This is a genomic window from Candidatus Zixiibacteriota bacterium, assembly GCA_040753495.1.
Classification (GTDB): Bacteria; Zixibacteria; MSB-5A5; order GN15; family PGXB01; genus DYGG01.
On record JBFMEF010000061.1, the window covers coordinates 1 to 26,328 of the forward strand.

Here is a 26,328-nt window from a genome sequence, read left to right on the forward strand (position 1 = left end):
ATGGATTTAGCACAATAGTCTCCATCCCTGACGCAGATGCCGCCAGTATTATCTCCTCCGCTTCCTTTTTAGTCTCGAAATAGGGAAGACCATACCCGGCGAGATTAAAGTTGGCGTTCTCATCAAGCGGTCTTCCGTCAATGGAGCCGCCTACCGTCGCCACACTCGATATATGAAGGAATCTTTTTACGAATGCCTTCCGCGCCGCCTCGACCAGATTTTTTGTGCCGTCGATGTTAATGCTTTTCATCTCCTGATAATCGACCGGTCGAAGACTCACCATGGCGGCAGAATGAATAAGATAATCGCACCCGGCCAGCGCCTGCGGCATCCAACTCTTATCGCGAATATCGCCCACAACCATCGCGACCTCGGGCTGAAGATACCTTTCCGCTTTCTTGAGATTGCGGCACTGCCCTTTTACTCGGTACCCTTGAGATATCAGTTTCGGAATGAGACGTCGCCCCAAGTGTCCGCTGGCGCCTGTTATAAAAATCGATTTTCCGTCATTCATGATGTCCCAAATTACGAAGCCTGCCGGCTATTACAAGAAGAAAATATTGCAATTGAGGGCGCCGTTGCCTTAACTTACAGGGCATTTATATCTGAATGGGATAAGAAAACTGTGAATATTGCGGTATCTTCCAATCTCAGTGACTTTCTATTAGGCGCCTTCTTGGCTTCAGTGACAGCCGGCATAGCCTGGCGCTTCCGCTCTCTGACTCTTTCCGGAGCGATTGCGACAACTATAACAGGGACTATTATCTTCGGCGCCGGGCAGATTCTCTATGCGGCGCCTTTTATATTTTTCTTTGTTACATCGCTGTTGCTTTCCCGGCTTAAATCGCCCCGCAAGGAACTGGCATCACAGTACGGTCAAAAGGAGGGAGCGCGGGATGCCTGGCAGGTTTTCTCTAATGGAGCCGCCGCAATAATCTGCTCCCTGCTACATCTTCTTACCGGAAATGCGATCTGGTATCTGGCTTATCTTGCGGCGGTCGCTGAAGCCTCCGCCGATACCTGGGCGACTGAAATCGGCATGCTTTCTGCCTCGCCACCGGTTGACCTGGTGCGTCTTAGGAAAGTCGAAGCCGGTCTTTCCGGAGGAATAACCGGGCTTGGTACCATCGCTTCTGTAGCCGGGGCATTTTTGACTGCCCTGGTCGGGGGGATTATGTATTACGGCAGTTCCGGCAGCAGGGAGGCGCTCGTCTCGATAACATTGATTGCCGGATGCTCCGGTTTTGCCGGGGGAGTGATTGATTCGCTCCTTGGCGGCTCAATTCAGGGACAGTTCCGCTGTCCCGGTTGTGAAAAAAGAACAGAACAGAAGCGGCATTGTGGGCATAGTACCGAAAAAATCCGGGGATTCAGGTTTGTGAATAACAACCTGGTAAATCTTGTAAGCACTATTGCGGCAGCTATTTTAGCCCTGGCGCTGGCAGGATGAATTCCGCTTGCCGCAGGCGCAAAATTGGCTTATGATAGGGTCATTTACAGACCGTAAGAAAGGCGGAATCTCTATATATGGACTTTAATTTGACTGACGACCATCGCTCGGTGCAGGAGCTCTGCCGCGATTTTGCCCAAAAGAATATCACTCCCGATATCCGCGAGCGGGACCGCTCCCAGCAGTTCGACCCGAATCTGCTGAAGAAAATGGCGGAACTGAATATTCTCGGAATCTGCCTGCCGGAGAAGTATGGCGGCGCCGGTATGGATTATATTTCGCTTGGTCTTGCCTGCGAAGAGCTGGAGTATGCCGATACCTCGGCGCGGGTAATCCTTTCCGTTCATATCGGTCTCAATTCTCTGACGCTTCTTTCCTGGGGAAACAAGTACCAGAAAGAGAGATTTCTGATTCCTCAGGCAAAAGGAGAGAAGATAGCCACTTTTGGCTTAACCGAACCGAATGCCGGCTCCGATGTGGTCGGTATTCAGAGCACAGCGGTTCGGAAAGGGGAAAAGTATATCCTGAATGGCGAAAAAATGTGGATTAGTCTTGCCGATGTTGCCGATAATTTTCTGATTTTCGCCTGGACCGACCTCGATAAGAAAAAAGCCCGCGACCACAGCGGTATCTCCTGTTTCATTGTCGAGCGAAGCGGCAAAGGTATGACCACCGGCACTATCCATGGCAAACTGGGCGTGCGCGCCGGCAATACCGGTTGGATTTCGATGCAGGACTTGGAAGTCCCGGCCGAGAATCTGGTCGGCAAGGAGGGGGAAGGATTCGGGATTGCGATGTTCTGCCTGGAGCAGGGGCGATATACCGTGGCAGCCGGCTCCACCGGTTTGATTAGAGCCTGCCTTGACGCCTGTGTCAAATACTCTGAGACGCGAAAGACCTTCCAGGTACCTATTAGGGAACATCAGCTGGTAAAAGAGATGATGGCGAATATGTATGCCGGTTACGAATTCTCCCGTCTTCTCTGGCTTAAAGCCGGCTGGATGCGCAACGCAGGGCTTCGAGCGACACGGGAAACCTCGCTGGCAAAATGGATTGCCTGTCAGGAGGCGGAGAAAGCGGCGGCTGATGCCGTGCAAGTGCACGGAGCGTATGGCTTCTCCGACGAATATCCGGTGGAACGGTATTATCGCAATGCCAAAGGAGCATCCATCTATGAAGGGACACGCGAAATCCATAAACTGATGCAGGCTGATTATCTCTTAAATATTCGAGAAGACAAGCGGCGGCGCTGCAATTTGCCCCCCTGGCCCTTTGGTGCAGATGTTTAATGCCGGCCGGAATCTGCTTCACTATCTTCAGGTTTGGAGGCGGTAAAGGCGACTGATTTAGTCTGTTAACTCTTCTTTGATAGTTCCTCTTGACCAATCCGGTTCGACATCGTTTATTAGCGACAAAAATGTTATTGGGTTCTCTTTATTTATCGTAATAAGACAGAAAACAGATAGGTTTATGATATTTTGCGAGCGACTGCATTTGGAGCAATTTATAATAATGGAGGATAAATGGCTGGCAATCAAACCGTAGCAAAACCGTCCCTCAAACAGATTGGGCTTTCCGAAGAGACACTCTGGGGACTGTACTATTATCTGATGAAAACCCGCCTTCTGGATGAGCGTTTTCGCAAGATGTTTCGTCAGGGGCGGTATGCCGGAACTTATTTTTCAGCCGTGGGGCAGGAAGCCTGCACTGTCGGCGCCGTCTATGGCTTGCGAGATGAAGATATAATCGGTCCGTCGCACCGGGAAATCGGCGCCGCTGTTACCAAAGGAATTCCGATAAAAGAGATGGTGGCGCAGGTTTTCGCCCGCTCCACCTCGGTAGATAAGGGGAAAACCCACCCCTGCCATTATGGTTCGCGGGCTAAAGGGGTAATCAATCCGGCCTCGACCGTCGCCGGTCAGACCGTAGTCGCCACCGGATGCGCCATGGCATTCAAGATACAGAAGAAAGACAATATCGCGGTTGCTTTCTTCGGCGAAGGCGCCACCGCTCGTGGCGGATGGCACGAGGCACTAAATTATGCCGGAATTCATAAGCTCCCTGTCCTCTATGTTTGCCAGAATAATCTCTGGGCGGAGTCGGTTCCGGCGCGACTCCAAGGCGCCATCGAGAAATTCTCCGACCGCGCCAAGGCATACGGCTTCCCCGGCGTTACCATTGATGGAAACGATGTCGTTGAAGTTCATAAGACGGCGCAGGAAGCAATCAAGCGGGCACGCGCCGGTGAGGGTCCCACCTTCATTGAATGCATGACTTACCGCTGGTATGGACATTCCGAAATTGATCCCGCCGATTACCGCAGCCAGGAAGAACTGGATAACTGGAAAAAGAAAGACCCCATTCCCCGTCACGAGAAACTGCTGACCGACCTGGGTGTCTTGACTCCCCAGAAGCGGGAAGCGCTGGTGGAAGAAATCGACCAGGAAATAGATGAAGCGGTCAAGTTTGCGGAAGAATCCAAATACGCCGAACCGGAAGAAGCATTTCGCGATGTCTATTCTGAGAATTTCCCGGTTCGTCGCGATGAATATTGATAAAGAAGGCAGGTAACGATAAATGAAAAATACAACCTATATCGAAGCGATCACCTCGGCGCTTTATGAAGAGATGGAGCGCGACGAGAGTGTATTTATGATAGGGGAAGATATCGGCCTTTACGGCGGCGTTTTTAAAGCGACTAAAGGACTGCAAAAACGCTTCGGTGAAGACCGTGTTATCGATTCTCCGATTTCCGAGGCTTATATTGTTGGCGGATGTGTCGGCGCCGCCATGGTGGGGATGCGCCCTGTGCCGGAAATACAGTTTGCGGATTTCATCACCCCTTCCATGGACCAGATAATCCAGCAGGCGGCTAAAATCCGCTATCGCTCCGGCGGGCAATGGACCTGTCCGATGACGGTTCGTGTTTGCTGCGGCGGAGAAGTTGGCGGCGGGCTTTATCATTCCCAGATTAACGAGCAATGGTTCTTTTCCCAGCCAGGGTTAATCGTGGTGATGCCGTCGACGCCCTATGACGCCAAGGGGCTTCTTAAGTCAGCCATACGCGGCGAAGACCCGGTAATCTACTTTGAGCACAAACGTCTCTACCGCTCCGTAAAGGAAGAGATTCCTGAAGATGATTTCACCGTTCCTATCGGCAAGGCGGCCGTGCGCCGGGAAGGGAAGGATATAACTATCGTCGCCTACGGTCTAATGTGCCACAAATCGCTGGAGGCGGCAAATATTCTTGAAAAAGAAGGGGTGTCGGTGGAGTTGATTGATATGCGCAGTCTCCTCCCCTGGGACCGCGAGACCATATTCGAGTCGGTGAAAAAGACCTCGCGCGTAGTTCTTGTCCAGGAGAATTCCAAAACCGGAGGGGTCATGGCGGAGGTCTCCGCCTCCATCACCGAGGAGATTTTTGATTATCTTGATGCCCCGGTGACCCGCGTTTGCGGTCTGGATGTGCCGATGCTTCCCTTTGCGCCGCCGCTGGAGCATTTTTTCCTGCCCAATGCCGAAAAGATAGTCCGTGCCGTTAGAAAAGTTCTGGAATATTGAGGGAGATTGAAAATGGAATATAAAGTTGTCGTTCCTCCGCTGGGCGAATCGGTCGTTGAAGGAACTATCGTCAAGTGGCTGAAAAATGAGGGAGATAAGATTAAGGTCGATGACCCGATTGTGGAAATCATGACCGACAAGATAAATGTCGAAATCCCCTCGCCGCACAACGGCGTCATGAAAAAGCACTTAGTTCCCCCGGACACGGTGGTACAGATAGGGGCCGAGATTGCCATAATGGAAATCGAGGGAACCGCTACCGAATCGAAAGCCTTTCAGGTTCTGCCGGACAGCGGCAAAGAGGCGATTCCGGCCGAACAGGATGTAAAAGAACCGCCCGAGGAATTTGTCGGCACCGTCGCGCACCACGAGCAGATGGGGATTCATGCCGATAAAGATGCCATCGAAGCCGGCATCAAAGCGGTAAAATCTTCTCCTATCGTTCGTCGCCTTGCCAGAGAGCATTTTATTGACCTGCGCAAGCTTCGCGGCACCGGAAAAGGGGGACGGGTCAGCAAGGAAGATGTCATCAAGTATATCAACAGCCGCCATCTGGTCGATATCAAGAAACCTGATTTTGTTTTCCCCGATGCCGAGCCGGAGGAGGTCATTCCTATTACGGGGGTACGGAAAGTAATCGCCGAGCATATGGTCAAATCGGCCTTCACGATTCCGCATGTTACAACCTTTGACGAATGCGATATGAGCGCAATCCGCGACTGGCGCCAGAAACATGTCGATAAGATTGAGAAGAAGCATGGGGTGCGCATCACCTATATGCCGTTTATCGCCAAAGCGATTATTTTTGCGGCGAAAGATTTCCCCTGGATCAATTCCACTTTCGAGAAAGATGTTCTGCGCGTCAAGAAATATTTCAATATCGGGATGGCGGTTGCCCGCGATAATTCCCTCATCGTTCCGGTCATCAAACATTGCGAGCAGAAATCGATTCTTCAGATAGCCAAAGAGATGCGGGAGCTGGCGGAGAAAGCCAATGCCGATAAGCTGAGCATGGGCGAAATTACCGGCGGGACAATCTCGATAACCAATGCCGGCGGCATGGGCGCGCTCGGTTCGACTCCGATAATTGCCCACCCCCAGGTGGCGATTCTCGGCGTTCATAAGATTGTCGATAAGCCGGTAGTGCGCGATGGGCAGATAGTCATCCGCCCCATTCTCAACTTCGGGCTTTCCTTTGACCATCGTGTCATTGACGGAGGATATGCGGTGCAGTTCCTCCGCCGCATGATTGAATATCTGGAAGACCCTGATTCCTGGATTCTGGGAGTTGTTTAATAATTGCAGGGCATAGTGAGACTGTGCCCTTGGTTCATGAAGGTGTAATATGGCTGACAAATATAAACTGGTCGTCATCGGGGCAGGTCCCGGGGGGTATGTCGCCGCTATCCGCGCGGCGCAACTGGGCATTAAGACCGCCATCGTGGAAAGAGAATATGTCGGCGGGGTCTGCCTGAACTGGGGATGTATTCCGTCCAAGGCGCTTCTCTACGTAACAGAATTGAAGCGGACAGTCCTTGCTTCTGAAAAGATTGGTTTGAAGGCAAGCAATGTCGATATCGACCTGGAAAAACTTCGTAAGCATAAAGATGAAACCGTCAAACGTCTCACCGGCGGCGTGAAACTTCTTCTGGACAAAGGCGGGGTCAAGGTGTATGACGGCACCGCATCATTTATTTCTTCCAAAGAAATCGAGGTAATTAAAGATACGACCAAGACTCGTATCGAAGCCGAGTACTTCATAATTGCCACCGGGACGACGCCGATGGAACTTCCGATGATAAAAACCGACGGCAAGACTGTCATCGGAGCGCGGGAATCGATAAATATTCCGCGGGTGCCGCAGACAATGGGAGTAATTGGGGCCGGACCGATCGGGGTGGAGATGGCGACAGTCTATAATACACTTGGCGCTAAGGTTACTCTCATCGAGCTTCTTGATGCCGTTCTTCCCACCCTGGACCAGGATATCTCGAAAGCGTCGGAACGGGAGCTGAAAAAGCAGGGGATGGAGATTTTCACGTCATCGAAGGTAGTCGCCTCGAAGAAAAACGGCGACAGGATTAATGTCGAAGTTGAGACGCCGCAGGGGAAGAAGACTTTTACCTTCGATATGGTCCTGGTGGCGGCTGGAATGAAGCCGAACACTTCCGGGCTCAACCTGGAGAAGGCAGGCGTCAAGACCGATTCCAGAGGGTTTGTGTTAGTCGATAAGAATATGCGCTCAAATGTGAGCAATATTTTTGCTATCGGCGATGTCGCCGGCGGGTTGCTTCTGGCGCACAAGGCATCACATGAAGGAGTCGCCGCGGTAGAGGCGATAGCCGGTTCCTCGATGGGAGCCGACTGGAAATATGTGCCATACGCCGTTTTCACCGACCCGGAGATCGCCGGAATCGGGATGACCGAGAAAGAGGCGGTTGCCGCCGGGCGAAAAATCAAAACGGGAAAGTTCAACTATCGCGCCCTGGGAAAAGCCATTGCTACTCTTGCGCTTGATGGTTTTGCCAAGGTGATTGCCGATGCCGAGACCGATGAGATTTTGGGAATTCATATTTTTGGTCCGCACGCCGGCGATATTCTTTATGCCGGAACGGCGCTGATTGAGTTTGACGGTACCGCCGAGGACCTGGGGCATATTATGGCGATTCATCCGACGCTTTCGGAGGCGATGATGGAAGCGGGACTGAATGTCCATAAAAAGGCGCTGCATATAATTAATTGATTTGTACATCGGCTTAATTTTATAGGTCGGAACCCCGGCGGTTTCGACCTTTTTTATTGCGGCAATTTTTGCTTCACCTGCGCGGGCAGGAATCCATTCCTGCCCGTTCTTGACCCGGGAAGTTTACAGGTTGAAACACGGGTGATGTCGGCTTTTTTAAATGTGATTTCTCCATCGTTAATTATATATTCGGGAACATTATTACTTAAACTCCGAGGTATCTTTTGAATTTTATCACCTGGCCCGACCAACTCGCCGCCGCCATTACTATCTGCGATGAAAACGGCATCATCATATATATGAATGAGAAATCAAAGACGATCTTTGCCAAGGATGGCGGCGCGGCGCTCATCGGCGCCAGCCTGTTCGACTGCCATCCGGAACCGTCCCGGACCAAGCTGAAAAATCTATTCCATACCCGGCAGCCAAATGCCTATACAATAGAAAAAGATGGTGTCAAGAAAATGATATACCAGGCGCCGTGGTTTGAGGGGGAGAAGTTCAAAGGATTGGTCGAATTCTCGATGGAAATCCCGTTTGAATTGCCGCACTTTGTGCGGGGATAGAATGCTCGGGCATTTTCAATTCCCGGCGTTCTGTCAGTCCGCCGCGGCGGATTCCCCGGCGGTATCGGGCATTTGCCAAAAACTCTATTGCATTTTGCCAACTATCTCCTTGCCTGCAATATTGAAACTGTCGTTATTCTCTTTTCGTAAATAGTATCAAATGAAATCTGGTGCGATAAGAGTGGGAAATCTGGTCAGAAAGATTGCCGCAAGAGTCAAACTGGAGTTGATTTTCTGGTGCGCAGCCCTGGCTGCCCCGCTGTTTATCAACCCCTATGAAAAAATGTCCCTGGATTTTTGTCTGTTTCATAGCCTGGGAATTGATTTCTGCCCGGGTTGCGGTTTGGGTCGGGCGTTGGTGCTGTTGTACCGGGGCGACCTGACGGCATCGTTTATGACCCATCCGCTGGCTGTTTTCTTTGTGTTTGTCATATGTTTCAGGATTATGGCGCTGTTTAACAAATCGGTCGAAAATTCTAACCACAGAATAGGAGTTAATCATGTCTGACCTCTTTCAGATTCTGCCGGAACTGCAGGGCGACGAGATGCTCTACGTCAGCGGTCTCTTGAAAAATGTTGATGAAGACACCGCCCGCAAGTTTGCCGCCGTCTATCGCGCCCGGCGCAAAGACCCCCAGACTGTTCTGCTGCTCTGTCTCCTCGGCTTTATCGGCTTTGCCGGGATTCATCGTTTCTTCCTCGAACAGATTGGAATGGGGCTTCTTTACCTCTTCACCGCCGGTATCTGTCTCATTGGAACGATAGTTGATGTTATCAACTATAAGAGCCTTGCGTTTGAATACAACCAGAAGAAAGCGCAGGAAGTTTTTTATATGATGAAGGGGACGAATTGATTTTTCTGAGCGGCAATTAATCCCGTTTGAACGGTTTTAACATTGAAAGTCTGTCAGGCAACGGTGCCTGACTGCCCAGGTAATTAAGTTTGAATTATCGGGACGGAATGCCGCCTGTCACTTTATAGCGCGGAGGAGTGAAGAGATGTTTAGAATTCTTCTTTTTCTTCTGATATCGGCGGTTATAATCCTGCCGCAGACCGCCGAGTCCGGGGGAAAGGTCGGTATATATGGTATCCGGATGGAGCCGGACGGGGAAGATGCCCAGAATTTCTCAAAACCGGGATGGGGCGGCGGAATTCATATTGTTGCCCCCTTTCCGCAGCTGGCGAATTTCTTTGCCGGCACCGGTGGATTTGAGGTTATCAATCTGATGTCGCGCGACCGGGTGTTTATTGATGGCACTACCGGACTTCGGACCGAGCAGTAGACCTCACAAAATTACTACCGCATCTTTCTGGGGGGACAGGTTGGGGGCCACGGGCGCGGATTTATTCGGCCTCATATTGGCTCCAATATCGCCCTTGTGATATACAGCATTAATACTGATGTCGTCATTCCCAATGACGCCGACCCTGACAATGAAATCCGTCAGGATTACGCTACTGTCACCAAGTCGGTTTTTGGCTGGGATATAACCGCCGGGGTGGACCTGAATTTCGCCAATGCCTGGTCTATTGACCTGGGAGTGCGGTATCTGAAGAGTTTCTCTCTGCCGCAGCAACTGGGTGAAGGCTCCGAGACGGTGCATCCCCAGTATTTCCAGTATTATATCGGAGTGGGAGTAGCTTTTAAGACCATCAGCCGCTGGGGTTCCTGAGCGGCATCGCTGCGGCTTTATATCTTGATGGCAAAACCTAAGCCGTCCCTGATTGGCAGTATCGCCGGATGGAATTCCTTTGATGCCATCAGCATCTTATTGAATTTAAGAATCGCTTTGGTCGGCTTATCGGGGCTTTTGCTCAAAATTCTTCCAGACCAGAGGGTATTGTCAGTGATGAACAGGCCGCCGTTCCGAAGACGTTCCGCGGCCAGGGGAATAGTCCGCGGGTAGTCTTCTTTGTCGATATCGTTGAGAATGATATCGAACGGTCCTTTGAATTTCTCAAGAATCTCGATGGCGTCCCCCACATGATATTCCAGCCTGATATCAAATTGACCGGCGGCAAAATTCTTCTCCGCCTTAGTCCGGTTTTCTTCGGAACCGTCGGTGCAGATAATTCTTCCTCCCGGTCTCATTCCGGTCGCAAACCAGTATGCCGAATACCCGTATCCTGACCCCATTTCGAATATCTGAGTCGCCCCCATCAGACGCGCCATTTGGGACAAAAATCTTCCCACGACAGGTCCGATAATCGGGAAGTCGTTTTTCCTGGCGTATTTTTCCATTGCCTGGAGATTTCTGTCGTCATGTGGAGAGACTTTTGTGATATACTCCATTATCTGCGGCGGGGTCAATTCCATTTTTCTGGGGCTCATACTTTCATTTCTTCCATCAGAATAGAATCAATATCTTTCAGCTGTTCCATCTCGTAATAAAACATTGAGGCAAAATTCTGCGACAAAACCTCATTAACTTTGCCCATATCAATCTCTCGAGCCAGCAGCTTGCGAAGCGACCCCACCGGGTATGCGGTTATTCCGCAGGGATTTATAAGTCTAAAGTAGTCCAGGTCGGTATTGACATTCAACGCTGCGCCGTGGTAGGTAACCCAACGGGAAACAGCCACGCCAATGGCGGCAACCTTGCAGTCATCGACCCAGACCCCGGTCAGCCCTTTCTTGGTTCCAGCCTTGAGTCCTATCTCCCCGAGACTTGCAATCAGCCAGTTCTCCAGGTCGCGAAGATATTTGTGGAGGTCTTTGCCTCGACAGGTCAAATCAACAATCGGGTAGATAACCGTTTGCCCCGGACCATGAAACGTAATATCGCCGCCGCGCTCGATTTCATGCAGACTGACTCCTTTTCGCTTCAATTGCTCTTCGGTAGCCAGAAGATTGCTCCGGTCGGTGCCGCGTCCCATTGTTATGACCGGCTCATGCTCGGTTATCAAGAGCATATCGGGAACACGGCTTTGGCGGCGCAAGGCGACTAATTTTTTTTGAAGTTCCCAGGCTTGCAAATAATCGGTGCGTCCCAGGTCAACTTTAAAAAGTCTCTTATATCCTCTGCTGCACATCTATATCACTTGCCTTTTCCTACAGATACGCTTTAATATATACCGCCATTGGCGCGCGCAAAAGGAATAAAATGAACCGCGACTTTACCGAGATATATAATCGCTTCAGCGAGGCTCTGCGAAAATTCATCCGCGGCGCTGTCAAGGACAGTGATGCCGCCGACGATATCTTTCAAGAGGTTCTCCTCAAAATCCACTCTCATCTTGATTCTCTCAATGATGAAGAACGTCTCGCCGCCTGGATATTCAAAGTCGCCCGCAACGCCATTAATGACCATTATCGCTCTTCCCGTTTGACGACCGAATTCGATGATACCCTGCCTGCCAGCGAAGAGAACACTGGGGCGGAGCCTTCCGACCAAATCCTTTCGTACATGAAATATCTTGTCGAAATTCTACCGGAGCCGTACCGCCGGGCAATAATTCAAACCGAATTCGAGGGGTTGTCGCAAAAAGAATTGGCGGCGAAAGAGGGGATTTCATTGTCCGGCGCGAAATCCCGCGTGCAACGAGCGAGGGGTATGTTAAAAGAGATGCTTCTGGAATGCTGTCATTTTGAACTTGATGCCCGCAAACATATTATCGGCTACCAGCCTAATTGCAGTTGCTGCAAATCAGGCTGCGCTCCGGAAAAATGAGGATTTTTTGCGTCCTTTTTTGAGACATCACGTCCTTTGAGGTGAGAATGAGAAAACCTTACAAGGAGAAAAATATGAATACCTCTCAGAACGATGAACTCAAAAAAGTTGTGAAAGAACATTACAGCAAAGTTGCTGTTAATGCCTCCGGTTGCTGTGGAAGCGGCAGTTCACCCTGCTGCGGTCCCGGGGAATCCCTGACCCAGATTTCAGAGAAGATAGGGTATCGCCCGGATGAAATCAGCCAGATTCCTGATGGGGCTGACCTGGGACTCGGTTGCGGCAATCCGCTGGGGCTGGCTAAGATTAAAGAAGGGGATACTATCTTGGACCTCGGAAGCGGGGGCGGTATTGATTGTTTTATCGCCTCGAAGAAAGTAGGTCCCCTGGGGAAAGTGATTGGTGTCGATATGACTCCGGAAATGATTACCCGTGCCCGGCGCAACGCCGAGGCGGCCGGCTATAAGAATGTGGAATTTCGTCTCGGTGATATTGAGGCTCTTCCGGTGGCAAGCGACTCGGTGAATCTGATTATCTCCAACTGTGTTATAAATTTATCGCCCAGTAAGAGACAGGTTTACGCCGAAGCCTTCCGCGTTCTCAAACCGGGGGGGGAAATTTCTATTTCCGATATCGTTGCTTTTAAACCGCTCAGCGACGAATGGCGCAGGAATCTCGAGGCGTTTGCCGCTTGCGTCTCCGGCGCGGCATTAATTGACGACCTTTTCGAAATCCTGAAAACGTCCGGGTTTGTTGATATCCAGATAACCCCCGACCCCAGAAGCAGCCAGATGATTAAGGAGTGGTTCCCCGGCTCGGGGCTGGAAGAGTATATTGTCTCGGCACACATCTCGGCGCGAAAGCCATAGAGAAGAACAACAGTTTGGGCAATTTTGGTCGATAAAAGAATTGGCATAATGGTTTGGAAAAACGGGAACCCTGAGGCTTAAGAGACGTTATATATATTGACGAGCGAAAATAATTTGGAAATTAACCAATTTTTCCCTTGACAAGGGTAGTAATAGTGGTTATTATCCTTTCCTGCCTGCTTTACGAGGCAGTTTTTTTGTCGAAATTGCTCTTTGAAAACTAAATAGTAAGTGCCGTGCAAGAATGATTTCTTGCCGGTAGTGTGGGTCTCTTTGTGTCATAAGACATACTTTGAGATCAGAAATGTAAATCGAATAACGAAGTGTTTCGTAGGACGAGCCTTCGTAGTTTCAATTCGCAATAAAATGCATTGAATATTTACGGAGAGTTTGATCCTGGCTCAGAACGAACGCTGGCGGCGTGCTTAATACATGCAAGTCGTGCGAGAAAGTTCCCGCAAGGGAGCGAGTAAAGCGGCGAACGGGTGAGTAACACGTGGGCAATCTGCCTTCAAGCCTGGGATAAGCCTTCGAAAGGGGGTCTAATACCGGATAACAACCCTGAGCGGCATCGCTTGGGGCTCAAAGACGGGGCAACCTGTTGCTTGGAGATGAGCCCGCGCTCCATTAGCTTGTTGGCGGGGTAATGGCCCACCAAGGCTACGATGGATAGCCGGCCTGAGAGGGTGATCGGCCACACTGGGACTGAGATACGGCCCAGACTCCTACGGGAGGCAGCAGTAGGGAATATTGCGCAATGGACGAAAGTCTGACGCAGCAACGCCGCGTGGGTGACGAAGCTCTTTGGAGTGTAAAACCCTGTCAGTGGGGAAGAACCGACTGAAGAGTAACTGCTTCAGTCCTGACGGTACCCGCAGAGGAAGTTCCGGCCAACTCCGTGCCAGCAGCCGCGGTAATACGGGGGGAACGAGCGTTGTTCGGATTTACTGGGCGTAAAGGGCGTGCAGGCGGATTTTCAAGTCGGATGTGAAAACCCCAAGCTTAACTCGGGGCCTGCATCCGATACTGCAAATCTTGAGTACGGGAGAGGAAAGCGGAATTCCAGGTGTAGCGGTGACATGCGTAGATATCTGGAAGAACACCGGTGGCGAAGGCGGCTTTCTGGACCGATACTGACGCTGAGGCGCGAAAGCCAGGGGAGCAAACAGGATTAGATACCCTGGTAGTCCTGGCTGTAAACGATGGGCACTAGGTGTTGAGGGTATCGACCCCCTCAGTGCCGCAGCTAACGCATTAAGTGCCCCGCCTGGGGAGTACGATCGCAAGGTTGAAACTCAAAAGAATTGACGGGGGCCCGCACAAGCGGTGGAGTATGTGGTTCAATTCGAGGCAACGCGAAGAACCTTACCTGGGTTTGACATACACCGGACCGCGGCTGAAAGGTCGCTTCCCCTTCGGGGGCCGGTGAACAGGTGCTGCATGGCTGTCGTCAGCTCGTGCCGTGAGGTGTTGGGTTAAGTCCCGCAACGAGCGCAACCCTCGTCCTTAGTTGCCATCAGGTAATGCTGGGAACTCTAAGGAGACTGCCGGTGATAAGCTGGAGGAAGGTGGGGATGACGTCAAGTCCTCATGGCCCTTACATCCAGGGCTACACACGTACTACAATGGCCGGTACAGAAGGTAGCAAGACCGCGAGGTGGAGCTAATCCCTAAAACCGGTCTCAGTTCAGATTGGAGTCTGCAACTCGACTCCATGAAGGTGGAATCGCTAGTAATCGCGAATCAGCAGGTCGCGGTGAATACGTTCCCGGGCCTTGTACACACCGCCCGTCAAGCCACGGAAGTTGGGAGCACCCGAAGTCGTTTGCCTAACCGCAAGGAGGGCGACGCCTAAGGTGAAACCGATGACTGGGGCTAAGTCGTAACAAGGTAGCCGTAGCGGAAGCTGTGGCTGGATCACCTCCTTTCTAAGGAGTTAGGTCTCCCGTCCCTTAAAGGAGGCGGCGAGGCTTAGGTCGTCACATTATCGGCGCCAGAGAAATTGTCCTGGCGGCACTTACTATCTTGATAAATTTTTGGGCCTCAAGCGGCTAAAGATTTAACTGCGGGCCTATAGCTCAGTTGGTTAGAGCGCGCGCCTGATAAGCGCGAGGTCAGTGGTTCAACTCCACTTAGGCCCAGATTAATCGGGGATGTAGCTCAGTTGGGAGAGCGGTGGCTTTGCAAGCCACAGGTCGCCGGTTCGACCCCGGTCATCTCCAGAATAGCAGAAATTCTATTTTGTTAAATAGATTTGCTCTTTGACAACTTCATATTGTTAGCGTCATGTCAATCTTTCCAATTGACATGCGGGCATCTTACAACTGGTTGCACAGAAGTATTCTTAGATAATCTTCGAGAAAGGTTTCGATCAAGTTACTAAGAGCATTTGGTGGATGCCTTGGCACGGGAAGGCGATGAAGGACGTGGTAAGCTGCGATAAGCCCCGCCTAGGTGCAAACAACCTTTGAGGCGAGGATTTCCGAATGGGACAACCCATCCGTCGTCATTGACGGATATCGGGCGCTGAATACATAGGCGTTCGAGGCGAACGATGGGAACTGAAATATCTCAGTACCATCAGGAAGAGAAAGCAAAAGCGATTCTCCCAGTAGCGACGAGCGAACGGGGAACAGCCTAAACCGGTCGGCGCGTTAAAGTCTGCTTGCGTTGCGCTGCCGGTGTTGCGGGATTCGAATGCGGTCCGAATGCAGTCGGGCCGGGAAGTTACAAACCGTCTGTCTAACTGAATAACCTGGAACGGTTAGCGATACCGGGTGAAAGCCCCGTAAGTGAAAGGCTGACGGCTTCTTTTCGAACTCCCAAGTATCACGGATTACGTGGAGGTCCGTGTGAATCTGCCTGGACCATCAGGTAAGGCTAAATACTAACCCGTGACCGATAGTGGACGAGTACCGCGAGGGAAAGGTGAAAAGAACCCCGGGAGGGGAGTGAAATAGTACCTGAAACCGAATGCTTACAAGCGGTCGGAGGAAGGGAGTCTCTTCGGAGGCTCCGGACTGACGGCGTGCCTATTGAATAATGATCCGACGAGTTACTTCTCTGTCGCAAGGATAAGCCAAACACTGGCGGATCCGTAGCGAAAGCAAGTCTGAAATGGGCGTATTAGTGGCAGGGAGTAGGCCCGAAGCCAGGTGATCTATGCATGGTCAGGATGAAATCTCGGTAACACGAGATGGAGGTCCGAACGCACTAACGTTGAAAAGTTAGGCGATGAACTGTGCATAGGGGTGAAAGGCCAATCAAACCTGGAAATAGCTGGTTCTCCTCGAAATAGCTTTAGGGCTAGCCTCGAGTAATAGAGTAACGGAGGTAGAGCACTGAATGGGCTAGGGGCCCCACAAGGCTACCGACCCCAATCAAACTCCGAATGCCGTTACTTGTTTCTCGGGAGTCAGGCAGTGGGGGATAAGCTTCATTGCCAAAAGGGAAACAACCCAGACCGCCGGCTAAGGTCCCCAAGTCGTGCTAAGTGTCAAAGGAAGTGAGGTTACTTAAACAGCTAGGATGTTGGCTTAGAAGCAGCCATCATTTAAAGAGTGCGTAACTGCTCACTAGTCTAGTGGCCTTGCGCCGAAAATGTATGGGACTATGCACGGCACCGAAGCCGCGGATTCTTCGCAGGTTCGCCTGCGGGGAGTGGTAGGGGAGCATTCTGTAACGACTGAAGGTTCATCGCGAGATGGGCTGGACGGTACAGAAGAGATTATGTCGGAACGAGTAGCGAGAAGGCAGGCGAGAATCCTGCCCACCGAAAACCTAAGGATTCCTGGGGAAGGTTCGTCCGCCCAGGGTTAGTCGGTCCCTAAGCCGAGGCCGAAAGGCGTAGGCGATGGAAAACAGGTTGAATATTCCTGTACCGGTAGAGTTGCGTTATACCTATGGGGTGACGCAGAAGTGACGGTCAGTCCCGAGACGGTCTTCGGGATCTAAGCCTGTAGATGGGGAGCGCAGGGAAATCCACGCTCCTAACATCGAGAGGTGATGGGGAGGGCTTCGGCCCATAAACTGACCTTAATCATGCTGCCAAGAAAAGCCTCTATGGAAGTTATTCTGCCGACCGTACCGCAAACCGCCACAGGTAGGTGAGGAGAATATCCTAAGGTGCGCGAGCTAACCCATGTTAAGGAACTCGGCAAATTGACCCCGTAACTTCGGGATAAGGGGTGCCGTGAGTAGGTGAGACGGTTCGCCCGTTGAGCCCAAAGCGGCCACAGAGAAGAGGCCGTGGTGACTGTTTACTAAAAACCCATGTCTCTGCTAAGCCTCAAAAGGCGATGTATAGGGACTGACACCTGCCCGGTGCTGGAAGGTTAAGAGGAGAGGTCAGCTGCTTAACCGCGGCGAAGCTTCGAATCGAAGCCCCAGTAAACGGCGGCCGTAACTATAACGGTCCTAAGGTAGCGAAATTCCTTGTCGGGTAAATTCCGACCTGCACGAATGGTGTAACAATTACGGCGCTGTCTCAACATGGGACTCGGCGAAACTGTAGCAGCGGTGAAGATGCCGCTTACTCGTATCGGGACGGAAAGACCCCGTGAACCTTTACTATACCCTGGCATTGGTATTTGGTCAGGTATGTGTAGGATAGGTGGGAGGCTTTGAAGCTGGTCCGCTAGGATCGGTGGAGCCACCGTTGAAATACCACCCTTATCTTATCGGATATCTAACCTTAGGCCTTGAAACAGGTCAAGGAACATTGCCAGGCGGGTAGTTTAACTGGGGCGGTTACCTCCAAAAGTGTAACGGAGGTGTGCAAAGGTTCCCTCAAGCCGGGTGGTAATCGGCTGTAGAGTGTAAAAGCACAAGGGAGCTTAACTGCGAGACCTACTAGTCGAGCAGGTGCGAAAGCAGGCTTTAGTGATCCGGCGGTTGTGTATGGAAATGCCGTCGCTCAACGGATAAAAGGTACTCTGGGGATAACAGGCTTATCGCATCCGAGAGTTCATATCGACGATGCGGTTTGGCACCTCGATGTCGGCTCATCGCATCCTGGGGCTGAAGAAGGTCCCAAGGGTTTGGCTGTTCGCCAATTAAAGCGGTACGTGAGCTGGGTTTAGAACGTCGTGAGACAGTTCGGTCCCTATCTGATACGAGCGCAGGATACTTGAGGGGAGCTGACCTTAGTACGAGAGGACCAGGTTGGACCGACCGCCAGTGCACCTGTTGTCGCGCCCGCGGCACCGCAGGGTAGCTGTGTCGGGAAGGGATAAGCGCTGAAAGCATATAAGCGCCAAGCCCACCCCAAGATTAGGTATCCCTACCGTAAGGTACTGAAGGCTCCTGGAAGATTACCAGGTTGATAGGTCACTGATGTAAGCACCGTAAGGTGTTGAGTCTAGTGATACTAATAAGCCGTGCGACTTGATCGATAAATTTTCTCCCTCAGCTGATTGCCTTAAGACTCTTCTGCGCAACCAGTTGAAGGATGCCCGCAAGTCCTGACGCTTTCAATATGCTGTTAATAAATTTTCCGGTGGTGATGGCGGAGGGGAAACACCTGTTCCCATTCCGAACACAGAAGTTAAGCCCTCTAGCGTCGATGGTACTGCCCGGGCGATCGGGTGGGAGAGTAGAAGGCCGCCGGGAGTAATTAAAAAACCCTCTTGAAGAAGAGGGTTTTTTATTTGACATTTTGCGAACAATTTTACTCTATTTATGTCAAGGCAAAATTTCAAATGCACCACATAACTAGAAATACGTACTTGATCATTCTCGTTGCTCTAATCCCTTTCACTCTTTCTTGTAATCGCAACGCTGATAAGCAGAACACAGTTGACGGGACGGCAGCTAGGACAAATAGACCACAAGACAAGATCCAGAAAGACATTAAGGAAGTAACGACGTCACCACCGATAGAATTTGAGACTGTTCAGAGCTGGCAGATACCAGCAGGAGGAACGGGCAGGGTTATATTGATTGACCGCAAGCACTTCAATGAAGCAGACTTATCGAATTTGGCCAGTATCCTGAGGGAAAAGTGCAGAAACGATAGATACGCCTATATATTCGTGTTTACTGATAGAAAGGCCGCTCTCTTAAGAGATAAAGGAGCTGCCGGCACGGCTACAGAAGCTGAATACGCGCTGATGGATAAACACTATGTAGCATTTTATGCCAAGAATAGTAATACCGGAGTGGAAGATTTTCAGATATTTTTCGACGGACCTATGGGAGAAAATACAAAGACTATTCGATTCTAGTGATGAATCATTTCCGGGGCCTCTTGAGCAGAGACTCCGTCAGGAGAGACTCCTGACGGCGGGGGGAAGCAAACCATATTTTGCTTGACTGCATGATGCAACCTGACGATATTGATGTATCATCAAACAATTCAAGGAAAAGAGGGTCGTGTGAGAAAGGCATTACTCAATCTAATTCTGTTCTTTCTACTGCCTTTTCTTCAGGTTTTCGCACAACAATCGACGCTGAGCAAAGAAGAACGGGGATACCTTAGTAAAGGGTATCGTATTGACAAGAACGGCTGGACATTTTTGCATCTTGAGGGAAGTCCCTTTGAAATTGGCTTCCAGCGGGGATATTTGACCGCCAAAGAAATCTTTGATTTTTGCCAAGCGGAAAAGATTCTGATAAAATACACTACCTCTCAAGATTATGATTTCTTTGTAAAAAAGGCTACCGAGTTATTCAGAGACAAAGTGTCTGGCGAATATATCGAAGAGATGCAAGGTATGGTTGCGGGAGCGGACCGTGCCGGGCAGGCAATCACGTTCGATGAAATACTGTTTCTGAACGGGTTTATCGACCTCAAATGGTACTGGTGGCCATCAGTCAAAGATGAGGTCATTAAGAAAGACGGAGGCCCGGGGTGCAGCGCCTTTATAGCTACAGGAAAACAGACCCGTGACGGCAAAATCGTGATGGCTCACAACTCCTGGTGTGGGTATCCCGAGGCTAAATTCTTCAATGTAATAGTTGACTTAGTGCCGGAAGAAGGACACCGTATTCTCATGCAGGCCTGGGGTCCCCTGATTTACAGCGGTTCCGATTTTTTCATTACCGGAGCAGGTTTAATAGGGACAGAAACCACAATCGGCGGATTCAAGGGATATGATACATCAGGCACACCGATTTTCGAAAGAGCCCGTAAAGCGATGCAGTATGCCAATAGTATCGATGAATGGGCGAATACTCTGATTGAAAAAAATAGTGGAGCCTATGCCAATTCCTGGTTGCTCGGAGATATCAATACCAACGAGATTGCTCGACTGGAGCTCGGCCTCAAATTTCACAGCCTGGAAAAGACCGCTGATGGATACTATGCTGGCTCTAATGTTACTTCTAATCCTCAGATTCTGCATGGTGAATCAGATGGCATTTTTGATGATATTCGGGATAACATTGTAGCAAGGCGGGTTCGCTGGAATCGCTTGATGAATGAATATGAAGGATCAATTGATGTTGCACTGGCTAAGCAAATGTTGGCAGACCATTATGATACCTACCTTGAAGTAGATAGACCTGGTAACAGAACCATTTGCGGTCACATTGAACTGAATGATGGCAAAGTCCCTAGCATTTCGCTGCCTTATTATCCGGCAGGCGCATTTGATGGCAAAGTGGTGACTTCAGAGATGGCGAAGAGCTGGCAGATTTGGGCAAAATGGGGTCATCCTTGCGACAGCAGTTTCAGAGCAGACGAATTTCTGGAAAAGCATCAACAGTATGATTGGATGGCGCCGGTATTGAAAGATATCATTGCAGGTCAATGGACAGTATTCCCGCTTGGGAAGGAAGAATGAGGCAGGGAATCCTTAACCTGAGGTCGAAAATCCGCCGAAGGTGGGATGGTTTCGACTGCCGAGTAATTAAAGTAGGGCACGAGCCCTATTAGCCGTTCCCTCGGCGGCTCGTGCCATCCTAACCCACCTTGACCGACCATAAATGGTCGATTCTGGCAGGAGCGCCCCGCTGAAGGCGGGGCTCCTGCCCTACCTCTTCTGCTCCAGCGTGCCGAACCAGTCAATCTTTCGGGTCAGGAACATCAATAACGCCAAAGCCACAAAAAGAATGATGGTGCCCATCAAGAGCGCATAATCCTGCAACTGCAGAATAATATAAAGATATCCGTACAGGATAGCCATGACACCGGCAACGATAAGCGCGCGCCTGCGGTCAGCAAGAAAACTTGTAGAATATGCCGTTATCAATATCACAATCGCCGCGCCGGCGAGCAGATAGGCGTATCCAAAAGAGATATATTCCGACAGAGACAATAGCAATGAGTAGAAGATGAGAAGCGCCAGCCCGACGAGAAGATATTGAATCGGATGAATCGGATTCAAACTCCGAATCTCAATGACAAAGAAAGTCAGAAAAGTAAGAGCGATGAACATAATCGAATACTTCACGGTGCGCATGGTCTGCTGGTACTGGTCAACCGGCTGCAACAGACTGACCCCGAATGCCGATTTATTCAGGTCATAGCCGCCGCCAACCCATTTTTGAGGAAAGTCGCGGCTTATATACAGCACCCGCCAGTCAGCCTGGAATCCGTTATCATCCAGCTTCCGTTCATCGGGAAGGTAGATGCCGGTAAAGCTGGGATTTTGCCAGGGCGATGACAGATGAAGCATAGTCTCTTTTCCGATAGGTGAGAAAAGCAGTTCGAAACTGCCATTCAGGTTCAATCTGGTGACAAAACTGTATTCCGAATCCGCCTCTTTAATCGAAACCGGAACACTCACCCCGGAGTAGAAGAGGTCACTACTGGGCAGTCCCGGATTGGCTTCTTTTACCTCCCCATTCCATTGAAACTGTATCCGCTCCTTGACACCCTTCATATCGGAAATGCCCAGAGTAACCACGGCGTTCTCCAGCATTGCCTTTCCTTTATCTGCCGCCAGACCGTCAAATTGCGGGACATTGAAAATCGCTTTGATTTCGATATCGCCGTTATAAACGACAACATCATAAATCCCCCGATTACGGATCTCCGGCATCATGGCGCCGGTTATTTCCAACCGCTCAGGAAGAAAGTGAGCATAGGAGACCAGACCGGCGCTCTTATCGCTGCTGTTTGCGCTTGGGAAATTTATCGGGATATCGAGCACCGGGCCGACCACGGTCTGCCGGGCTCCCCAGTTGCGGCTGACTTCATCGGCAACCGAGTTTCTTCGTTCCTGCCGCTCCGTTATTAATACCATAATCATAAAAGAGGGTATCAAAAGTAGGACAGTAATGAAGACTATGATGATTAATCGTACGCCAATGGAATTTCTCAGGTCAAACTTGGACATCTGTTTCTACCACTCCAAATAGAAGTTAAGCGTTCAGTTAAACCTTATACATTCTGATATCGGTTTGGCAAGGAAAATTCTGATGATGGCAGGTTTCTGTCGCCAAATCATAGAATGATAGATATCGGTAATCCAGCGCCCCAGCGAGAGTAGTGAAAAGATATTTCAATCGAATTCATACTTCGGCTCGGCCGGAGTCTGCTCGATGCCGACCCGTCCGGTAACGATATCGGCTCTGGCATAGCTTTCCCCTTTCATAGGGTTGCCGCTCATGCGGCGAAGCATCGCCAGCTGACCGGTATGCGTGAAGGCATCGGCAATAGGACCTTGAAACAGGCGTTTCATTTCAATCTTAATCGGTTCGCCGGAAGCAAGAGCGTCATCAAACCGTTTCAGACTGGCAAAGAAGCGGGCTTTTTCGCTTTCCCAATCCAGCGGCGCCGATGCCACCCACTTTCCCTGCCCTCGAATCAAGGTGAGCGACCAATCGAGCAGATCCCCCATATGCGCCACGACTTCCAGCGGCGTGCGAGTGGTCGGTCCCGGTTTGAAACCGGCAAATATCTCCGGCGCTCCCCGCATCGTTTTTGCCGCCCGATACGCCAATGTTGCCAGCATATGCCGCAGAAATTCGAGTTCGTTCATCAGTTTCTCCCGTTTTATGAAGATAGATATTCTGACTCTTGCATAGGATATTGCCCCTGAGAAACTTCTGTCAATCAGATAATCTATGACTGAGCGCCGGCCGCTCTTTTAGAACGGAGCAAAACCGGCATCGGACCAGTAATCTTCTTTAAGGGAGGTCTCCTGATTCAGAAGCGCCTGGTAATGTCCGCGCTCCCATTCCGCCAGCTCCAAAAAGAATCCTTTTATGACCGGGTCCGGGTTGGTGTCAGCCTCCCCTTTATAGAAATTCATGGCATCGAGTTCCAGCTGAATGCCGATAGACAGCGCCGTCATCTCATAGTGGGCGCCATGAATCCGGGCTTTTATCCCTTCCGAAAATATCGGAAATGCCCCCTGCAGGTCAATTTTCGTTCCCAGTTTGAGCTGCGGGTCCGGCTTGCCGGAGCGGGAAATAGCCTCAAACTGCCCATGAAGAAAGTGCATATGGTCGAGCTCCTCTTTTGCCAGCGTCTCGAAAATCTTTTTTCCCTTGTCATCCTCGGTCGAATGAGCCGCCATCATATAGAAATCGTGCCCCTGCCGTTCCGCCTTTATGGCATGCTGAAGCGCCTCCGTTATCTTCATCGTCAATCCTCTCCAGAATTAGAATTCCTGTTGCCCGCAATATAATTCTGATATTCCCGTTCTGCAACCTAATCAGCGCCCTGATGTTGCGAAATTTGTCGCATAATTGGCTTCCTGCCGGTCCAACCCGCAGATAAGCCCGATTCTTCTTGACATAAAATGGGTAGGTAAATAGATTATTATGGAACGCGACTTCCCGCCACGACTATCCTGATTCAGAAATTTTCTTGAAAGTGAGGCGCCATATGGTTTTTCGATTGAATCCGAAAGGCTTCCTCGGTTTGACTGCCGGAATGATATTCGCAGCGTTCGTCGTATTTCCTTGCTTGATTCCGCTTACTTCTTCGGCTGAAAACTGCGGCGATATCAATGGTGACCAGGTTATCAATATGAATGATATCACCTTCTTCATAAGTTATCTTTACAAGAACGGTCCCTGCCCGGAAAACCTTGCCCTTTGTGATGTCAACCATTCGCAATCAATCAATATTCTTGACCCGGTTTTCTTATTGAGCTCTCTTTACAAGGAGGGACCATCCCCTAATTGCCCGTCGTCCGGTCCCGGAGGTTCGGTCATTTCAGATTCGGGGTGCAAATCGTACTATAAAGCGGCGGAGGCGACGGCAACCGAGGACTGCCTGCAATGGGAATATGTCAATGGATATACGCTCCGGATTAGACACCAGAACGGCTGTTTCAACTGCTGCGCCGAACCGGATGCTTCATTTTATATCTCCGGCGATACTATAATCATTATCGAAGCGGAACTATTCGGAGAATGGGGTCCCTGCGCCTGCCTTTGCCTTTTCGACGTTCAATTTGAAATCAGCGCCATTCCACCGGGAGTTTATTTTATTAGAATTACCGAACTGAATGTCGGCGACAGTCTATTAAATGTAACCATTGACTTGAGAGAGCAGCCCAGCGGAAGCCATTGCATCTATCGTGACACATACCCCTGGAATCTATATGGGACTCAGCCGGTAGGAGAACTGCTCTCGCGAGAAGGATGCCTTACCTCGGAGACATCCGATTCTGTCTATACGGAAGACTGCGTCGTTTACAATTATACCGCGGATTCCGTGCTGACAATTGAGCATCTTAATGACCTGTTCAATTGCTGTCCCGATTCCCTTTACGCGATTTTCGATTTCTATGAGAATATCATTGATATTGTGGAGCTGCAATCGCTGGGGGGGTCCGGTGGATGCGACTGTCTTTGCCTGTACAACATGAATTATCGAATTGCCGCCTTGCCGCCCGGTTTATGGACAATTAGGATAGATAATCGGAAGTATTATTCCTTGTATGGCAACGGTGAAATGATAGAATTTCAGGTCGATTTGACTCCCGGGGTTACCGGCTCTGCTTGTGTTGACAGAATCTATCTGCCGTGGGAAGGCGTGCAGTAGCCTATTTATAATCGGTCAGAAGCCAAAGCCCATTGTTTTCAGAATCAGGGACGTCCCCTTATATATGTATCCGGCAGAAATTGCTTTGCTCTCCAGATTTTTGTCCGTATTATTTTATCATTCATAACCATTAGAGAGAATTGCAGGAGAAATTCAGCATGGATTTATACGTCAGCAAAGAGAACCTCAATCTCAAAGCAGAGAACTGGCTGAAGCAGATTGCCGCCTTTAATACCCACAAGATGTCGCTGGTTGCCGAGCGCGCCGCCCTGATGGTCATAGATATGCAGAAATTCTTCCTTGAGCCATCTTCGCCAACTTTTACCGCCGGCGGTCCGGCGATTATTCCCAACATTCAAAAACTGATTGCGGCTTTTCGCGCCGCGGGGCGTCCGGTAATCTATACCCGGCATGTTCATCATCCGGATTTCATCGATACCGGCATTATGAAATGGTGGTGGGAGGGAGCCTGCCTCGAAGGGACTCCCGAAAGTGAGGTCGCCGATGAGATTGCGCCTCTCAAGAATGAAAAGGTAATACTCAAACATCGCTATTCCGCGTTCTATAACACCGACCTGGAGACTATCCTTCGTTGTCTTAAAATCGAAGACCTGGTGATAACCGGAATCATGACCAATATGTGCTGCGAATCGACAGCGCGTGATGCCTACTATCGCGACTATCGCGTATTTTTTATGGCAGATGCCACCGGCAGCGTGACCGAAGAGATGCATCTGGCTTCACTCTTGAACCTTGCCTTCGGCTTCGCCTATATCACAACCACCGGCGAGATTCTGCGCGGGGTCGAAACGTCGGTGCCAGCCAAAGCCTATTAAAAGCACTTTGCCGCTGTGCAATTTTTGCACAGCGGCCGTTTTCCCGCCATTCTGTTAATTCAAGCAATTCAAATTCTTTCCGAAAATATTATATGATAGCAACCTCTATCTCATTCTGAATTACAGTAACATTAGATTCCCGGGAGGGGATAGATATGATGAAACGTCATTCTAATCACGGTTTTACTCTCATTGAGCTGGTGGTGATTATTGTGGTGCTGGGCATCCTTGCCGCCATTGCCATTCCCAAACTCTTTTCCGTTACGAAAGAAGCAGAAATCGCGGCGGTCAGTAATATGGTCGCCAGTTTGGAATCGGCGCTCGCCACATATACCGCCAAGCAGTTTGTCGATGGCCAGCCGATTGCGGTGCATAACCCCTTCGATGACCTCTCCAATATTCCATCCAACTACAAAGGGATTAATGACCCGGTCACGACAGTAAATACGCCCAACGGCACCTGGTCCTGGCGCCCCACCGGCAACTGGATTATGTATAATCCCAAGTCAAACGTAACCGGCGGGTGGCTCAATGGTGGGGAGAGGTACATCATATACCAGGTGCAGCCGGTACTTGACGGCGTTGACACGGTCGGATTGAGACTTACAACCACCCCGGCTTATGTTTACTCCTGGTAATTGACAGATCTGCACGTCTCCGTTTGGAATTTACGGCGGAATCGACCCC

Annotated in this window: 24 protein-coding genes, 2 tRNA genes and 3 rRNA genes; 23 read left to right on the forward strand and 6 right to left on the reverse strand. The window is 50.4% G+C overall.

Annotation, left to right across the window (positions count from 1 at the left end; all coding sequences use genetic code 11):
* On the reverse strand, positions 1–514 hold a 514-nt coding region (locus tag AB1690_03805; GenBank protein MEW6014429.1), incomplete at its 3' end, for an NAD-dependent epimerase/dehydratase family protein.
* 171 nt (positions 515–685) lie between these two features.
* Between AB1690_03805 and AB1690_03810 the strand changes: the two genes are divergently transcribed.
* The 11 genes from AB1690_03810 (at position 686) to AB1690_03860 (ending at position 9,994) form a co-directional block, all read left to right on the forward strand.
* The gene (locus tag AB1690_03810) at positions 686–1,450 is read left to right on the forward strand and encodes a DUF92 domain-containing protein (GenBank protein ID MEW6014430.1); all 765 of its coding nucleotides are present in this window, start codon (positions 686–688) and stop codon (positions 1,448–1,450) included.
* Between the two features lie 77 nt (positions 1,451–1,527).
* On the forward strand, positions 1,528–2,739 hold the full coding sequence (locus AB1690_03815; protein ID MEW6014431.1) for an acyl-CoA dehydrogenase family protein: 1,212 nt from the start codon (positions 1,528–1,530) through the stop codon (positions 2,737–2,739).
* 234 nt (positions 2,740–2,973) lie between these two features.
* Complete coding sequence (locus tag AB1690_03820) at positions 2,974–4,005, forward strand: thiamine pyrophosphate-dependent dehydrogenase E1 component subunit alpha (protein MEW6014432.1); 1,032 nt, start codon at positions 2,974–2,976, stop codon at positions 4,003–4,005.
* Between the two features lie 22 nt (positions 4,006–4,027).
* Positions 4,028–5,011, forward strand: coding sequence for an alpha-ketoacid dehydrogenase subunit beta (locus AB1690_03825; GenBank protein ID MEW6014433.1), 984 nt, complete (start codon positions 4,028–4,030; stop codon positions 5,009–5,011).
* A gap of 12 nt (positions 5,012–5,023) precedes the next feature.
* Positions 5,024–6,307: a dihydrolipoamide acetyltransferase family protein gene (locus AB1690_03830; protein MEW6014434.1), complete on the forward strand. Its 1,284-nt coding sequence runs from the start codon at positions 5,024–5,026 to the stop codon at positions 6,305–6,307.
* A 49-nt stretch (positions 6,308–6,356) separates the two neighbouring features.
* The gene (lpdA, locus tag AB1690_03835; protein ID MEW6014435.1) at positions 6,357–7,754 is read left to right on the forward strand and encodes a dihydrolipoyl dehydrogenase; all 1,398 of its coding nucleotides are present in this window, start codon (positions 6,357–6,359) and stop codon (positions 7,752–7,754) included.
* Between the two features lie 224 nt (positions 7,755–7,978).
* Positions 7,979–8,320: a PAS domain-containing protein gene (locus AB1690_03840; GenBank protein MEW6014436.1), complete on the forward strand. Its 342-nt coding sequence runs from the start codon at positions 7,979–7,981 to the stop codon at positions 8,318–8,320.
* Between the two features lie 160 nt (positions 8,321–8,480).
* Positions 8,481–8,828 carry a DUF2752 domain-containing protein gene (locus tag AB1690_03845; GenBank protein ID MEW6014437.1) on the forward strand — a complete coding sequence of 116 codons (348 nt, stop codon included), beginning with the start codon at positions 8,481–8,483 and terminating at the stop codon, positions 8,826–8,828.
* Positions 8,821–9,174 carry a TM2 domain-containing protein gene (locus AB1690_03850; protein MEW6014438.1) on the forward strand — a complete coding sequence of 118 codons (354 nt, stop codon included), beginning with the start codon at positions 8,821–8,823 and terminating at the stop codon, positions 9,172–9,174. The genes AB1690_03845 and AB1690_03850 overlap by 8 nt, the downstream gene beginning before the upstream one ends.
* Before the next feature lie 145 nt (positions 9,175–9,319).
* Positions 9,320–9,604 (forward strand): hypothetical protein, encoded by a 285-nt coding sequence (locus AB1690_03855; protein MEW6014439.1) that lies wholly within the window; start codon positions 9,320–9,322, stop codon positions 9,602–9,604.
* A 96-nt stretch (positions 9,605–9,700) separates the two neighbouring features.
* Positions 9,701–9,994 carry a hypothetical protein gene (locus AB1690_03860; GenBank protein MEW6014440.1) on the forward strand — a complete coding sequence of 98 codons (294 nt, stop codon included), beginning with the start codon at positions 9,701–9,703 and terminating at the stop codon, positions 9,992–9,994.
* Between the two features lie 17 nt (positions 9,995–10,011).
* Here the strand turns inward: AB1690_03860 and AB1690_03865 are convergent, their stop codons facing one another.
* Positions 10,012–10,653: an O-methyltransferase gene (locus AB1690_03865; GenBank protein MEW6014441.1), complete on the reverse strand. Its 642-nt coding sequence runs from the start codon at positions 10,651–10,653 to the stop codon at positions 10,012–10,014.
* Positions 10,650–11,354 carry a lipoyl(octanoyl) transferase LipB gene (gene lipB, locus AB1690_03870; GenBank protein MEW6014442.1) on the reverse strand — a complete coding sequence of 235 codons (705 nt, stop codon included), beginning with the start codon at positions 11,352–11,354 and terminating at the stop codon, positions 10,650–10,652. Before lipB ends, AB1690_03865 begins: the two co-directional genes overlap by 4 nt.
* Before the next feature lie 71 nt (positions 11,355–11,425).
* On the opposite strand from lipB, the gene sigZ reads away from it, so the two are divergent.
* The 9 genes from sigZ (at position 11,426) to AB1690_03915 (ending at position 20,645) form a co-directional block, all read left to right on the forward strand.
* The gene (sigZ, locus tag AB1690_03875) at positions 11,426–11,992 is read left to right on the forward strand and encodes an RNA polymerase sigma factor SigZ (GenBank protein ID MEW6014443.1); all 567 of its coding nucleotides are present in this window, start codon (positions 11,426–11,428) and stop codon (positions 11,990–11,992) included.
* Positions 11,993–12,066: 74 nt separating this feature from the next.
* Positions 12,067–12,861, forward strand: coding sequence for an arsenite methyltransferase (locus AB1690_03880; protein ID MEW6014444.1), 795 nt, complete (start codon positions 12,067–12,069; stop codon positions 12,859–12,861).
* Positions 12,862–13,239: 378 nt separating this feature from the next.
* Positions 13,240–14,789 (forward strand): 16S ribosomal RNA (locus AB1690_03885).
* A 139-nt stretch (positions 14,790–14,928) separates the two neighbouring features.
* Positions 14,929–15,002, forward strand: a tRNA-Ile gene (locus AB1690_03890).
* 8 nt (positions 15,003–15,010) lie between these two features.
* Positions 15,011–15,083: transfer RNA gene (locus AB1690_03895), tRNA-Ala, on the forward strand.
* Positions 15,084–15,230: 147 nt separating this feature from the next.
* Positions 15,231–18,254, forward strand: a 23S ribosomal RNA gene (locus AB1690_03900).
* A gap of 100 nt (positions 18,255–18,354) precedes the next feature.
* Positions 18,355–18,471, forward strand: a 5S ribosomal RNA gene (gene rrf / locus AB1690_03905).
* The 16S, 23S and 5S rRNA genes sit together here with 2 tRNA genes alongside, the layout of an rRNA operon.
* A gap of 89 nt (positions 18,472–18,560) precedes the next feature.
* Positions 18,561–19,085, forward strand: a complete 525-nt coding sequence (locus AB1690_03910) for a hypothetical protein (GenBank protein MEW6014445.1) — start codon at positions 18,561–18,563, stop codon at positions 19,083–19,085.
* 150 nt (positions 19,086–19,235) lie between these two features.
* Positions 19,236–20,645, forward strand: coding sequence for a C45 family peptidase (locus AB1690_03915; GenBank protein ID MEW6014446.1), 1,410 nt, complete (start codon positions 19,236–19,238; stop codon positions 20,643–20,645).
* Between the two features lie 189 nt (positions 20,646–20,834).
* Here the strand turns inward: AB1690_03915 and creD are convergent, their stop codons facing one another.
* From creD to AB1690_03930, 3 genes are all read right to left on the reverse strand, one after another.
* Positions 20,835–22,142, reverse strand: coding sequence for a cell envelope integrity protein CreD (gene creD / locus AB1690_03920; protein ID MEW6014447.1), 1,308 nt, complete (start codon positions 22,140–22,142; stop codon positions 20,835–20,837).
* 165 nt (positions 22,143–22,307) lie between these two features.
* A complete protein-coding gene (locus AB1690_03925; protein ID MEW6014448.1) occupies positions 22,308–22,787 on the reverse strand; it encodes a hypothetical protein in 480 nt (159 codons plus the stop codon).
* 108 nt (positions 22,788–22,895) lie between these two features.
* On the reverse strand, positions 22,896–23,393 hold the full coding sequence (locus tag AB1690_03930; protein ID MEW6014449.1) for a ferritin family protein: 498 nt from the start codon (positions 23,391–23,393) through the stop codon (positions 22,896–22,898).
* A 245-nt stretch (positions 23,394–23,638) separates the two neighbouring features.
* Between AB1690_03930 and AB1690_03935 the strand changes: the two genes are divergently transcribed.
* The 3 genes from AB1690_03935 to AB1690_03945 all read left to right on the forward strand — a co-directional run bounded on the left by AB1690_03935 (position 23,639) and on the right by AB1690_03945 (position 26,279).
* Positions 23,639–24,805, forward strand: coding sequence for a dockerin type I repeat-containing protein (locus tag AB1690_03935; protein MEW6014450.1), 1,167 nt, complete (start codon positions 23,639–23,641; stop codon positions 24,803–24,805).
* 158 nt (positions 24,806–24,963) lie between these two features.
* Complete coding sequence (locus AB1690_03940; GenBank protein MEW6014451.1) at positions 24,964–25,641, forward strand: isochorismatase family cysteine hydrolase; 678 nt, start codon at positions 24,964–24,966, stop codon at positions 25,639–25,641.
* Between the two features lie 155 nt (positions 25,642–25,796).
* Positions 25,797–26,279, forward strand: a complete 483-nt coding sequence (locus AB1690_03945; GenBank protein ID MEW6014452.1) for a prepilin-type N-terminal cleavage/methylation domain-containing protein — start codon at positions 25,797–25,799, stop codon at positions 26,277–26,279.
* The last annotated feature ends 49 nt before the right edge of the window (positions 26,280–26,328 follow it).